This window comes from Pantoea sp. MQR6, assembly GCF_022761075.1.
Taxonomy (GTDB): Bacteria; Pseudomonadota; Gammaproteobacteria; order Enterobacterales; family Enterobacteriaceae; genus Pantoea; species Pantoea phytostimulans.
The window spans coordinates 1116015-1128454 of sequence record NZ_JAKYXB010000001.1; the positions used below are offsets into that span (position 1 = coordinate 1116015).

General features: G+C 52.8%; 12 protein-coding genes, 1 pseudogene and 1 riboswitch. Of the genes and pseudogenes, 9 read left to right on the forward strand and 4 right to left on the reverse strand.

Annotated features, from left to right (window positions below; all coding sequences use genetic code 11):
* Positions 1-22: 22 nt before the first annotated feature.
* From MUG06_RS05160 to MUG06_RS05185, 6 genes are all read left to right on the forward strand, one after another.
* Positions 23-820, forward strand: coding sequence for an inositol monophosphatase (locus MUG06_RS05160; RefSeq protein WP_243077926.1), 798 nt, complete (start codon positions 23-25; stop codon positions 818-820).
* 393 nt (positions 821-1213) lie between these two features.
* Complete coding sequence (locus tag MUG06_RS05165; RefSeq protein ID WP_243077927.1) at positions 1214-1702, forward strand: (2Fe-2S)-binding protein; 489 nt, start codon at positions 1214-1216, stop codon at positions 1700-1702.
* Positions 1699-2691, forward strand: coding sequence for a xanthine dehydrogenase family protein subunit M (locus tag MUG06_RS05170; RefSeq protein WP_243077928.1), 993 nt, complete (start codon positions 1699-1701; stop codon positions 2689-2691). Before MUG06_RS05165 ends, MUG06_RS05170 begins: the two co-directional genes overlap by 4 nt.
* Positions 2688-5075 (forward strand): xanthine dehydrogenase family protein molybdopterin-binding subunit, encoded by a 2388-nt coding sequence (locus tag MUG06_RS05175; RefSeq protein ID WP_243077929.1) that lies wholly within the window; start codon positions 2688-2690, stop codon positions 5073-5075. Before MUG06_RS05170 ends, MUG06_RS05175 begins: the two co-directional genes overlap by 4 nt.
* Before the next feature lie 64 nt (positions 5076-5139).
* Positions 5140-5715 carry a nucleotidyltransferase family protein gene (locus tag MUG06_RS05180; RefSeq protein WP_243077930.1) on the forward strand — a complete coding sequence of 192 codons (576 nt, stop codon included), beginning with the start codon at positions 5140-5142 and terminating at the stop codon, positions 5713-5715.
* Positions 5702-6670 (forward strand): XdhC family protein, encoded by a 969-nt coding sequence (locus MUG06_RS05185; protein WP_243077931.1) that lies wholly within the window; start codon positions 5702-5704, stop codon positions 6668-6670. Before MUG06_RS05180 ends, MUG06_RS05185 begins: the two co-directional genes overlap by 14 nt.
* Positions 6671-6712: 42 nt before the next feature.
* On the opposite strand, the gene MUG06_RS05190 is transcribed toward MUG06_RS05185, so the two are convergent.
* From MUG06_RS05190 to tenA, 4 genes are read right to left on the reverse strand one after another with little or no spacing between them, the layout of a single operon-like run.
* Positions 6713-7678 carry an ABC transporter substrate-binding protein gene (locus tag MUG06_RS05190; protein ID WP_243077932.1) on the reverse strand — a complete coding sequence of 322 codons (966 nt, stop codon included), beginning with the start codon at positions 7676-7678 and terminating at the stop codon, positions 6713-6715.
* Entirely contained in the window at positions 7671-8435 is a 765-nt protein-coding gene (locus MUG06_RS05195) for an ABC transporter permease (RefSeq protein ID WP_243077933.1), read from the reverse strand. The genes MUG06_RS05190 and MUG06_RS05195 overlap by 8 nt, the downstream gene beginning before the upstream one ends.
* Entirely contained in the window at positions 8432-9172 is a 741-nt protein-coding gene (locus MUG06_RS05200; RefSeq protein ID WP_243077934.1) for an ABC transporter ATP-binding protein, read from the reverse strand. The genes MUG06_RS05195 and MUG06_RS05200 overlap by 4 nt, the downstream gene beginning before the upstream one ends.
* Positions 9160-9876, reverse strand: coding sequence for a thiaminase II (gene tenA, locus MUG06_RS05205; RefSeq protein ID WP_243077935.1), 717 nt, complete (start codon positions 9874-9876; stop codon positions 9160-9162). The genes MUG06_RS05200 and tenA overlap by 13 nt, the downstream gene beginning before the upstream one ends.
* Positions 9877-9938: 62 nt before the next feature.
* Positions 9939-10041, reverse strand: a riboswitch (TPP riboswitch).
* 129 nt (positions 10042-10170) lie between these two features.
* On the opposite strand from tenA, the gene MUG06_RS05210 reads away from it, so the two are divergent.
* From MUG06_RS05210 to MUG06_RS05220, 3 genes and pseudogenes are all read left to right on the forward strand, one after another.
* Positions 10171-11562: a M24 family metallopeptidase gene (locus MUG06_RS05210; RefSeq protein WP_243077936.1), complete on the forward strand. Its 1392-nt coding sequence runs from the start codon at positions 10171-10173 to the stop codon at positions 11560-11562.
* A gap of 41 nt (positions 11563-11603) precedes the next feature.
* Positions 11604-11704 (forward strand): annotated as a pseudogene (locus MUG06_RS05215) (GTPase); the annotation flags it as partial.
* 163 nt (positions 11705-11867) lie between these two features.
* On the forward strand, positions 11868-12149 hold the full coding sequence (locus MUG06_RS05220) for a DNA topology modulation protein FlaR (protein ID WP_243078534.1): 282 nt from the start codon (positions 11868-11870) through the stop codon (positions 12147-12149).
* The last annotated feature ends 291 nt before the right edge of the window (positions 12150-12440 follow it).

A 12440-nucleotide genomic window follows, 5' to 3' on the forward strand; every position in this document is an offset into this window, starting at 1 on the left:
CGGTTAACTTCAAGGAAAACCTATGGAACAGCAAAACAGTGAACTTTCCGCACGTCTGGCGTTAGCGGAAGCCGCAGCGCGCAGCGGCGGCGCGGTTGCCTTAGATTATTTCAATCGCCGCGAAACGCTGGTGATAGAAACCAAGCATGATTTGCAGGATGTGGTGTCAATTGCCGATCGCGAAGTGGAACAGCTGATCGCCGCCCGCATTCGGGACACGTTTCCCGACGACGGATTCCTCGGTGAAGAATATGGATTGCAGCCGGGAAGCTCGGCGTATACGTGGGTGGTCGATCCGATCGATGGCACCAGCCCATTTTTGAATGGCATGCCGAACTGGTGCGTGTCAGTGGCGGTACTGCATGAAGGCGTGCCGGTGATCGGCGTGATTTTCGCGCCTTTTTATCAGGAGTGTTACGTGGCGGCGTTGGGCCAGGGCGCGACGTTGAATGGCCGCACATTACAGGTTGATGCTACGCGAACCTTACAAAATCATGTCACCGGTTTTGGGGCGAACAGCTATGTCAGCCCGGAAAAAGTTGGCGAAATCCTCGCGTCTCTGCTGGCTGCGGGGGGCAATTTTATTCGCATCGGTTCGGGTGCGCTGATGCTGGCGTGGGTAGCGGCAGGACGCGTCGTTGGCTATTACGAACCCTATATGCACGCCTGGGATTGCCTGGCGGGTTACTGTTTAGTGAAAGAGGCGGGCGGTTGGTATCATCCGTTTAATACCGAAGGCGAACGCATCACTAAGGGTGCGCAGGTTTTAGCGGTGGCACCGGGCGCCGAAGCCGATTTACGGCGCATTGCCGGTCTCTGACTCCTCGACACCGCAGGCCGTTAACCCTACCTGCGGTGTTCATTGACATCATCTTCGCGCCACTTCGATGCAAAGCGAGCGTCTCTTCTGTAAAGCAGCCCCTCCACCGCCGTAAAGACAATTACCCCTCTGTGCGATCATCTCCCGCTTAAATCATTTATTAGTTCAACTAAATAGGCTCATAAATGAATAGGCATAATGGCTAGAAATATTTCTGTTAGGATTTTTATTACACATCCTTGGTGTGGTTTTTGTGCTGCACAGTAAAAAAGCACGCGAGATGCTGCGCAGAAAACAGATAGGCGACGAGAAGCTTCGCGGATTTTTTAATTTTAGCCGGTCGGTGTTTTACACCTTTATGGCCATTTACCTTCACTGGAACAGGTAATCGCAATGTCTGAGAAAATAACTATTCAGTTGATGATCAACGATGAGACGCAACACCTGACTATTGATCCAAGGGTAACGCTGTTGGATGCGCTGCGTGAGCATTTGCAATTAACCGGCACCAAAAAGGGGTGCGATCAGGGTCAATGTGGTGCTTGTACTGTGCACGTAAACGGGCAGCGCGTATTGAGTTGTTTGACGTTAGCGGCACAAGCGCAAGGCGGGAAAGTCACCACTATCGAAGGGCTGGCGGATAAACAGGGCAAACTGCATCCGGTGCAATCCTGTTTTATGGCCAATGATGCCTTCCAATGCGGTTACTGTACGCCGGGCCAAATCATGTCTGCCGTCGCCTGCATCAAAGAGGGCCACGCGGGTAGCGACGCTGAAATTCGGGAATATATGAGTGGCAATCTCTGCCGCTGTGGTGCGTACCCCCACATTGTTGAGGCGGTAAAACAGGCCGCAGCAGAAATGTCAGGGGATGCATCATGAATGAGTTTATCTTTAAAACCCCCGCCAGCGCCGACGAAGCCGTTAAGCTCAACGTGGCTGAATCCTCACGTTTTTTAGCCGGGGGGACCACGCTGCTCGACTTAATGAAATGCAATGTTGAAGCGCCGCCACAGCTGGTGGATATTTCCCGCTTAACCACGCTGCGCGACATCAATTTCAGTCACGATACTTTACGTGTTGGCGCCTTGGTTCGCATGAGCGAGCTGGCAGCAGATAAAGAGTGTCAGCGTCTGGCACCTGCTATCTATGAAAGCCTCTGGCAGGCAGCCTCACCGCAAATCCGTAATATGGCGACCATTGGCGGCAATTTACGGCAGCGTACGCGCTGCGGCTATTTCCGCGATCCCGCTACGTTCCCCGCGTGTAATAAGCGCCAACCCGGATCGGGCTGCTCGGCAATTCAGGGAATCAATCGCGGTCACGCTATTTTAGGCGCCAGCGAAGCGTGCGTGGCGGTTTATCCGGGTGATTTGGCAGTAGCGTTAACCGCTTTTCAGGCGCAGGTGATCCTGCGTAATAGCCAACAGCAGGAACGTCGTGTACCGGTTGAAAAGTTCTTTCTGCTGCCACGCGACACGCCACATCAAGAACATGATATTGCCGCCGACGAGATGATCGTCGGTGTAGAGGTGCCTTTGTCTGCCGCGTTACGGCAGTCTCACTATTTGAAAGTGCGCGATCGCGCATCTTATGAATTTGCGGCGGCCAGTGCGGCGGTGGGCGTTGAGATGCAAGGCGACATCATTAACGATGTGCACATTGCTATCGGCGGCGTGGCCACCAAACCCTGGCGTGCTTATGAAGTGGAAGATGCGTTGCGCGGTAAAGCCTTCAGTGAAGTGCTGATCCGTCAGGCATCCGAGTTGGCGGTGATTAACGCCAAAGCGCTGTCGCATAACCAAGCCAAAATTGTCCTGGTTCCGCGCGTCATCAGTCGGGCCTTATTAGCGGTAGGGAAGCCTTCATGAAAAATTACACTGACAAAACACGCAGAAATTTGCTCAAGGCCACTGCCGCTGTATCGGTGATGGCCGCAGGAGGTCTCCACGTGAAAAGCGTTCGTGCCGTACAACAACATCAACTGCCCCTTTCTGAACAGACGCCGCCTCAACAGGGTTTAGGTGCTGCGCCACAGCGTAAAGATGGCACGTTAAAAGTCAGCGGGCACGCCACGTATGCCGCTGAACATCAGTTTGAAAACGTGCTGTATGGCGTGGTAGTACAATCAACTGTCTCCAGCGGCCGCATAACGGCAATGGAGACACAGGCGGCACGCCGCTCAGAAGGCGTACTGGCCGTTTATTCGCACCTCAATAGCCTGAAAATTAACAAACCGAGGTCGATTCCTGAGGGCGGTGCTGCCCAAACCACCTATCTCCCGATTCAGAACGATCGCATCATCCATAACGGGCAGAACATTGCCTTGGTGGTTGCAGAAACCTTTGAGCAGGCAACACATGCCGCCTCCCTGATTAAAGTGGCGTACGCCGAGACGCCCGCGCTGATTTTCCCGGAAGACAAAGGCGCTAAACCGCAGGATCAGGATTCGCTGACGATCACCATGGGAAATGCGCAGCAGGCAATGGAACAGGCCGAGGTGCGAATTAAAAATAAATTTATTACGCCGCGTGAATACAATCAGCCGATGGAACCGCACGCCTGTATCGCGCACTGGCAGGATGACAAGCTGACCGTGTGGGAACCGAGCCAATGGGTGGCGGGCGCGCGTACCGCCATTGCTGAATGGATGGGAATCGATATCAGCAAGGTTGAGATTATCTCGCCTTATGTTGGTGGGGGGTTCGGGTCAAAAGCGTCGCCTGCCACCCACGTTGCGCTCGCCTGCGTGGCCTCACGTGAACTGAAGCGTCCGGTGAAAGTCGCGCTAACGCGCCCGCAGACCTTTACCGGTTTTGGCGGCCGTGCGTCTACCCATCAATCTCTGGAGATGGGCGCAACGCGCGACGGTAAAATCACCGCCATTATTCATGATGGCTATAACGAAACGTCCCTTGATGATGTGTTTGCCGAAGGCACCAACCGTGTCACTGCGCGGATGTATGCGATTGAGAACGTGACCTCTCATCATCGCGTTGTCCCGATTAACACCGTGACGCCTGGATGGATGCGCGCGCCAGGTGAAAACCCCAGCGCGTTTAGCCTGGAAGTCAGCATGGATGAAATGGCCTATGCACTGAATATGGATCCGCTGGCGTTGCGCATAAAAAACTGGGCCGATCACGATTATCAACAGGGTAAACCCTGGAGTTCTCGCCAGCTGAAAGAGGCGTATCAAAAGGGCGCTGAAGCATTCGGCTGGAGTAAACGCAGTATGGAACCGCGTTCGATGCGCGAAGGGCGAGAGCTGATCGGCTGGGGAATGGCCAGTGGAACCTATCCAGTGAACCTGCAACCGGCGGAAGCGACTCTGGTTCTGCAACCGGATGGACACCTTACGGTGAAGAGCGCGGGCGCGGATATCGGGACCGGCACTTACACTATCCTGGCGCAGACCGCAGCCGATGTGCTGAAAATTCCTCAAGATCGTATTCAGGTCGAACTGGGTGATTCGCGCCTGCCGACAGCGGGCGTGGCCGGTGGGTCCCAGTTGGCAGGTAATCTCACCGCGGCCGTGTTTAAAACGGCGCTGGCGTTACGTGAACGTCTGTTCACGCTGGCCATCGAAACCCCTGATTCACCGTTGTTTGGCACACCGCGTGACAAGTTAGTGGTCATGGATAACGGAGTGGCGATGACTATGCGTCCCAACCGTAAAGTGACGTTTGAACAGTTGCTGTCATTAGCGGGTTTACCTTCGCTTGCACTTTCTGCTGATACCTTTAAAGGTAATGCCTCCGCTGAAGAGCGCGACAAAATGCTCAGCGCACTCAATACCATTACGCGGCCAGAAGATGTTTCGGCACATAGCTGGAGCGCGCTGTTTGTTGAAGTTCGCGTGGATGAAGACTTTGGCACAGTACGCGTGAAGCGTATGGTCGGTGCTTTTGACAGCGGAAGGCTCTATAACCCCGCGCTGGCACGCAGCCAGTGGATAGGGGGAATGGTGATGGGACTGGGGCAAGCGTTGTTGGAAGAAGGCACCCTTGATCCGCGTAATGGTCGGGTTATCAATAATAATCTCGCCGATTATTTGGTGGCGGTGAGTGCAGATGTGCCAGAAATCACTACGATTGATGTCGGTCAGCCAGATTACAAGGCTACAACGATGGGCGGCAAAGCGGTGGGTGAACTGGGTATTGTCGGCATGGCTGCGGCAATCAGTAATGCGGTGTTCCACGCAACCGGTAAGCGCGTACGTGAATTGCCCATCACCATGGAAAAACTGATTTGATCGGATACTGCGCGCAGGGCTTTTGCCTGCGCCTCGTTTGTGGCCTTTACCTCGGTACGCATAAATGAAAGTGGCAATTTTGGTGATGGCTGCTGGCTTCGGGCGGCGTTTTCGCAAGCAGGGCGGCGGTCAAAAACTGTTGGCTGAGATTCAGGGGCTTCCCATGTTATCGCATACCCTGCGCCACGCCATGGCGACGGGCGCCGACGTGTACGTTGTTACCCAGCCAGAAGATCGGGCGATACACGCGCTGCTCAACGGGTGTCAGCCCATCTATTGCCAGAGCCAGGGGATGGGTGAGTCGATTGCTGCAGGCGTCCGTGCAACGGCGGACTATGACGGCTGGATTATCGCGCTCGGTGATATGCCGTGGCTAAAAACATCCAGCTATTTGGCTGTTATACATGCGCTAGCGACTGAATCCATAGTCAGGCCGCTGGTGGATGCTCAGGCCGGTCATCCGGTGGGCTTCAGTCGAATTTTCTATCCCCAGCTGGTGGATTTGCACAAGGATGAAGGGGCGCGTTCGATACTGGCGGCGCATCCCGCCACCTTAATTACGTTGCACGATCCCGGATGCCTTAACGATATCGATTATCCCGTCAACCTGAACTCGGGAGAACAGAATGATTACGCTTGATCAACGGGTTATTGATTGTGCTTTGTGCTGGCATCAATTGCAGCAGCCGGTGTGGCTCTGTACCGTTTTGCATACGTATGGCTCGTCACCGCGTGCGCCCGGCACCATGATGACCATTAACATTCAGGGTGAACATTGCGGCTCGCTTTCAGGCGGCTGTATTGAGGAAGATTTTCTGCAACAGCTGGCGTCAGGTGCCTATCGTGATAGCAGCCAAATTGTGCGTTATGGCGAAGGGGGATTACGTCCCAATGTGGCGTTGCCGTGCGGCGGCAGTGTGGATGTGTTGATCGAGTATCTTCCCGCTGACACGGAGAGTTATGCTTTGCTTACCGCCATGCAAACCGCGTTGATCGGTAAACAGCATCTGGTAAAGAATGTGCAGCTTGGGCAACGCGCCGCGTGGGAGATCGTTTCTACAGCGCATGTACTGCCCGCGTTATCGCATCAGCAGAATCAGGTCGTGATCCCCGTGGGTGCGGTGCCGCAACTGTTGATTGCCGGTTATTCGGTGGTGGCGTTTGAGTGCATTCGGCTTGCGCTGATCCTCGGTTTTAGGATCACCGTCTGTGAACATCGCCCCGAGCAGCTGGCTGAAACAGAACGTCATTTTGGCGCGGAATATCATGTCACTATTGTGCCGCAGCATCCGGCTAAGTGGCTGGAGAATCATGAAATCAGCAGTAAGGTGGCGATACTTTCTCTGACGCACGATCCGCGTATTGATGAACTCACCATGATGGAGGCGGTTAATACCCCTGCGTTTTATCTCGGTGTGATGGGTTCAGTTAAAAACAGCGCTAAACGCCGACAGCGGCTGGTGGAGATCGGGGGACTGAGTGAAGAAGAGCTGACGCGCATTCAGGCGCCCGTGGGCATTAGGATTGGCAGTAAAACACCGGCAGAGATCGCCTTGTCGGTGATGGCAGATGTGGTAAGGGTCAAAAACCTTTAACCGCTGAAGTGGGTTAGCCCGCAACAGGGCTAACCCAACACGTTAATTCATTTCTGTCGCGTATTGTTCAACTGGCGTGATTTTCTTAATCAGCTTGTTATCAAATAAAAACTGCTCATAAGCCTGATAACGCGGTTTATCTAACTTCGCAGGCTCCGTGGCAAACAGCGGCAGCGTCTTCATCCACGCCTGATGATTCAACGGGGTATTTAACTCAGGATGCTGACGAGCAAAAACCTTCCAGCTCTCTTCAGGGTGCGCACGTAAATAGGCTGTACCTTTCTCCAGCGCGATAAGAAACTTTTTGATCTTCGGTTCGGCAACGGCATCGCGGTTAGCCACAATAATTAATTCATCGTAAGCCGGGACGCCATAATCCTCGACGTTAAGCACAACCGGATCTTTACCCTGCAATGTCATCTCCAATGCTTCGATATTGCGGTAGCCGCCAATCACGGCATCCACCTTTCCGGTTAACAGGGCGCTGGTGAGCTGAAAGTTTACGTTGATCAGTTTGACTGCGTTTGCGTTGAGATTTTCATGTTTGAGCATGGTGTCCAATGTCGCCTGCTCGATGCCGCTCACAGAATATCCCACGGTTTTACCGTTGAGATCGGCTGGCGTCTTAATGCTTTTATCCAACGAAATAACGGTGTTAAGCGGCGTGTTAATTAAGGTGCCTACGCGTACCAGCGGCAAACCCTGATCGGCAAAAAAATGGATTTGCGGCTGATAAGTAATGGCTAAGTCGGCCTGTTTAGCCGCCACAAGGCGGGGCGGTAAAGCGGGATCGGAGGGGGGGATAATCTGCACATCCAGCCCCTGCGCGCTAAATGCGCCGATCTGCTCAGCAACCATGATCGGCGCGTGGTCGGGATTGATGTACCAGTCGAGCATGAGAGTGAGTTTTTCATTGGCGCTGGCGCTGGTGGCTAAAACGGCGCTGGCAATCAGGGCGGTTAGTCGCGTTTTAAACAGGGTTTTACGTGGGTGATTGAGGTTATTCATCGTTGTCAGGCATCCAGTTGATTACACGTTTCAGCAAAGCATCAATCACGCTCCAAAGCAGAAGCGTCATCAGCACCAAAATAAACAGGGCGGCAAAGCACATATCACTCTGCATTCGAGCATTGGCATTCAGCATGACGTAGCCCAATCCTTCAGCCGAACCGACCCATTCGCCGATGATCGCGCCGATCGGTGCCACGGCGGCGGCCATGCGCAATCCTGAACCAAACGCAGGCAAGGCCGCCATCAGGCGTACGTGACGTAACTGGGCATACGGCGAAGCGCGCAGGGTGCGGGCTAGATCGAGGTAGTCGTTATTGACGCGGCGCATACCGTCGAAAAACGTGGATGTGACCGGAAAGAAGATCACTAACACTGCCATCACCACTTTTGCGCTCATGCCAAAGCCAAACCACAGCACCAGCAGCGGGGCCAGCGCAAACACCGGAATCGCCTGGCTGGTCAATACCAGCGGCATCAGCCAACGTTGCAGCCGTGGCGAGTAGATCATGCACAGCGCCAGGCTACAGCCGAGCAAGACACCGATGACGAATCCGCTGGCAATTTCTGACAGCGTAATCAGCGAGTGGTAGGCCAGGAACGGCGCATTATCCCAGGCGGCAAGCAACACGGCGCGCGGCGCGGGCAACAAGAAAGCAGGGATGTCACCCCATTTTGTTGCCAGCCACCAAACGCCAATCAGGCCGATAAAAACGCTGAGCCCACGCCTGCTGCGTGCAAGACGATTGTGTTTCATCCTGCCGCCTTGATCAGTTGTTGCAACAGCTCAGCCTGACTTCTCATCGAATCAAGATCGTCGGGCGCACGCGGCGGTAATCCAGCAATGCTGTGCGAGTCATCAATGCCGAAAGGATAGGGTGAAAACACCAACAAACGGTGACTCAAGCGGCAGGCTTCAGCGGGATCGTGGGTAATCAACAGCACGGTATGTTGTGCCAGTAATTCAGCCGCCAGGGTTTGAATTTGCGTGCGGGTAATGGCATCCAGCGCGGAGAACGGCTCATCCATCAATACAATCGGTTGCCGTTCATAGAGGGTACGGGCCAGCGCAGCACGCTGACGCATACCGCCGGAAAGGGTGGCCGGCAGGGATTTTTCTTCGCGGCTCAAGCCTACGCGCGCCAGCAAATGCCTTGCCCAATCGCGATCGACTTTTTCGCCCCGCAAACGCGCGCCCAGCGCCACGTTATCTATCACTGATAGCCACGGATAAAGCAGATCTTTTTGCCCCATCCAGGCAATGCGACCCGCCAAGGGTTGATTATCGCTGCCCGTCACCGAGCCAGAAGTGGGCGGCGCAAGGCCAGCAATAATACGTAACAAGCTGCTTTTCCCTGCACCGCTGGCACCCAGAAGCGCCACGAATTCGCCGCCGGTGATATCCATATTCAGCCGGTCAAAAATGATCTGCTCACCGAACTTTAAGCTGAGATCGCGCACTTTAATACCGGGAATGGCGCTTAGCGCCTGCATGCGGAAATCAACGCGTTTGAGGTGTTACCGGCATTGAGTCCCATTTGCCAAAATGCGCTCTCTAAGCGCGTTGCAGTGGTGAAGATATTGGCTAGCGCATCAACACGGCTTTCACCACCGCGCTGGCGGGCAATATTTTCAAACAGCGTCAGTGAAGCCTGCACGCCAGCCAAATAGCTTTCATCGCCATAGTTTTGTATCCATGCAGCATAGGGATTATCACGCATCACAGTGGCGGGATTGTTTAATAAACCAAGCCCAATTTCGGCATAACCTGCGACACAAGGCATCAATGCCGCCAGCAAATCCAGCGCATCACCAGAATGTCCAATATCCAAAACGTAGCGGGTGTAGTTCAGCGTTTCTGGCGCTTCAGCGTCGTTGACGATGTCGCTTTCGCTCAATCCCCATTGCGCGCAATACGTGAGATGCAAGGGCAGCTCACTGACAATAGCGTTGAGGGATGTGGTTGCCGCACGCATTTCGGGTAGCGTATGGAGTTTGCTGACCAACAAGGCGTAAGCGCGGGCAAAATGCAGCAGGAAGAGATAATCTTGCGTGAGGTAACGCTGAAAAGCGGCGTGCGGCAGGGTACCCGCAGCGAGCTGTTGCACAAAAGTGTGCGAGACATAATCGTGCCAGTGTTGACCCGCCTGCTGGCGAAGACGGCCATATAAGCCATCATTGAACATTGAGAGAGACATGGGACCTCCAGTGATAAGTGGAGATCCGGGCATACTAAGGTAAGAACAGGCATTTGCTGAGTGCAATATTGCCAACCCGTCCCTTCGCTGGCATGACCCAGATCAGGTTCAAAGGGTTCGGCTTACGCCATCTCAGCCCATTTCAGGACACCCCTCGGAGACACTTTTTATACGTCAATTAAAGGGTGAATTCAACGTGTCGATATTGTGGGTTTGGCCGAGTTAGCCACGCTTACTGCAAATTTCCCTCTGCTTTTAACAGAGAAACCTCTCTTTAACTCTTCAGGAGACGCCATGGATACACGCTATTCGCTACAAACGCTTTCGCCACCGCAATGCTTCCGTCATATCGCGAGCCCCGTTTTATCTGATGAAACCCTGAAGCAACGCGTGGTTGAAGTGGTTAATATGATGAAGCAGCACGGGCTGGCGCACTTGGTTATCTATGCAGATAAAGAACATGGCGGCAATTTTGAGTATCTGGCGGGGTTTATTCCGCGTTTTGAAGAGGCACTTTTAGTACTCAGTGATCAAGGTGCTATTAGTTACATCATAGGTAATGAGAACCTCAAACTTGTGCCTTATGCACGTAATGCAGGATTACCTCTGCATGCGCCGATCTTTTCGCTGCCCAATCAACCCATGACACATGAACAGCCGTTAGAGACGTTGCTCGCAAGCGCAGGTTTAACCGCTGGGCAAAAAGTGGGCGTCGTCGGGTGGAAGCTTTTCACCGGCAATGCTGAGCAGCGAAGCAGCCTGTTTGATCTGCCTGCATTTATTCTTGATGCGGTTAAGAAGGCGGCAGGGGGGCAACATTGTGTTGTTAACGCAACGGGGATATTTATCTCGCCTGAATATGGCGTTCGCTGCATAAACCGGGCAGATGAAATCGCTTTTTATGAATATGGCGCCAATTTGGCCTCAACCAATGTCCTTAGCGCGCTGGACAGCATTGAACTCGGCAAAAGCGAAAAAGAGATCGGCCATTTGCTGGCTGCCGACGGTCAACCGAATAACGTTATTATGATTGCCGCCAGCGGGGATCGCTTTGCGTATGCCAACCTTTATCCTTCGGATAAACGCATCTGCCTGGGCGATAAGATCTCGCTGACGGTTGGCTTCAAAGGTGGACTCACCAGTCGCTCAGCCTATGCAGTTGCCGACGACACCGCGTTGCCCGACGCGGTTTCTGACTGGCTGACGCAGTTAGCCACGCCGTATTATCATGCCGTGGTGACCTGGCTCGAGAGTTTGCGGGTAGGCATCACGGGCGGAGAAATGTATGCCATTGTCGAGAATGTTCTACCAAAAGCGCGTTATCACTGGCATTTGAATCCGGGGCATTTGGTGGCGGATGAAGAGTGGCTTTGCTCACCAATCTATCCTGATTCCACAATTCCATTAACCAGCGGGATGCTATTGCAGATTGATATTATTCCCTCTTTGCCGGGTTATGGCGGCAGTAGCATAGAAGATACGGTTGGGCTGGCAGACATTACATTGCAACAGCAGCTAGCGGCACAATTCCCCGAAGTATGGAAAAGGATGGAAATTCGCAAACGTTATTTGAAAGAGGTATTAAATATTAAGGTTTCAGATGAGGTGATTTTACTTTCTAATACGGTAGGTTATCTGCGTCCTTTTTTGTTGGATAAAACTCGCGCACTGGTTCGCGTTAAGTAATGAGCAGGTCGCATTTACATTATGACTAACAGGCGTTAACGATGAGCAGTGACATTAAATCTTTATCTTTTCTTGGACCGCGAGTCGCTATTATAGGGCCATCTAACAGTGGAAAATCGACGCTGGCCAATGCGATTTCTCATAAAACATCTTACCCCGCAATACACCTTGATCAGCTTTATCATTTACCTGGCACGCATTGGCAGGCGCGACCTAAATCGCATTTTTTAGCCCTGCATCGAGCGGCTATCGATCAAGAGTGTTGGATTATTGAGGGTAATTACTCCAGCTGCCTGAAGGAAAGAATGGATCGCGCAACAGGCGTAATTTTACTGGATATCAGTTTACCCTTGATGCTAATGCGTTATTTCCGCCGTACCGTCTTCCAGCGTGAACGAATAGGTGGCGTGCTGGCAGAACATCAGCGCGATCGCATTAATAGCGACATGTTGAAATATCTGCTTTTCACCACCCCGAAGAACAGAGCGCATCACCGGACGATATTTGATGAATTAACAATGCCAAAAGTGGCCTTGTTATCAGCAGAGCAGGTGAAGCGTTGCTGGAAAGAGTGGGCGTTGAAATGAACCCGCTGCAGCGGACGTCAGTGGTTAAAAAGAGAAGGGGGTACATAACGAAGAAGCCAACGTGTTGGCCACAGGCATAAAACGATATCCATATAATGCAGGCTATTCGGTCAAGCGAAGTTAAACAGATCAATCTGCTTCTTAACGGATAAGGCGTAATAAAGATACGCCCAACGTGCTATTTTCAGTGAATCTCAATGTTATTTACTGAAGGTTTAGACATGCGCGTAAATAATCTGCTCGAAAATTTTCGCATAATAGAATTATGAGACTTAAGTGATTGATTAACGT

What these genes read in the sequence shown, in the direction of transcription:
- MUG06_RS05160 (WP_243077926.1), top strand. Translation starts at nt 23, where the DNA reads ATGGAACAGCAAAACAGTGAACTTTCCGCACGTCTGGCGTTAGCGGAA.
- MUG06_RS05165 (WP_243077927.1), top strand. Translation starts at nt 1,214, where the DNA reads ATGTCTGAGAAAATAACTATTCAGTTGATGATCAACGATGAGACGCAA.
- MUG06_RS05170 (WP_243077928.1), top strand. Translation starts at nt 1,699, where the DNA reads ATGAATGAGTTTATCTTTAAAACCCCCGCCAGCGCCGACGAAGCCGTT.
- MUG06_RS05175 (WP_243077929.1), top strand. Translation starts at nt 2,688, where the DNA reads ATGAAAAATTACACTGACAAAACACGCAGAAATTTGCTCAAGGCCACT.
- MUG06_RS05180 (WP_243077930.1), top strand. Translation starts at nt 5,140, where the DNA reads ATGAAAGTGGCAATTTTGGTGATGGCTGCTGGCTTCGGGCGGCGTTTT.
- MUG06_RS05185 (WP_243077931.1), top strand. Translation starts at nt 5,702, where the DNA reads ATGATTACGCTTGATCAACGGGTTATTGATTGTGCTTTGTGCTGGCAT.
- MUG06_RS05190 (WP_243077932.1), bottom strand. Translation starts at nt 7,678, where the DNA reads ATGAATAACCTCAATCACCCACGTAAAACCCTGTTTAAAACGCGACTA.
- MUG06_RS05195 (WP_243077933.1), bottom strand. Translation starts at nt 8,435, where the DNA reads ATGAAACACAATCGTCTTGCACGCAGCAGGCGTGGGCTCAGCGTTTTT.
- MUG06_RS05200 (WP_243077934.1), bottom strand. Translation starts at nt 9,172, where the DNA reads ATGCAGGCGCTAAGCGCCATTCCCGGTATTAAAGTGCGCGATCTCAGC.
- tenA (WP_243077935.1), bottom strand. Translation starts at nt 9,876, where the DNA reads ATGTCTCTCTCAATGTTCAATGATGGCTTATATGGCCGTCTTCGCCAG.
- MUG06_RS05210 (WP_243077936.1), top strand. Translation starts at nt 10,171, where the DNA reads ATGGATACACGCTATTCGCTACAAACGCTTTCGCCACCGCAATGCTTC.
- MUG06_RS05220 (WP_243078534.1), top strand. Translation starts at nt 11,868, where the DNA reads ATGGATCGCGCAACAGGCGTAATTTTACTGGATATCAGTTTACCCTTG.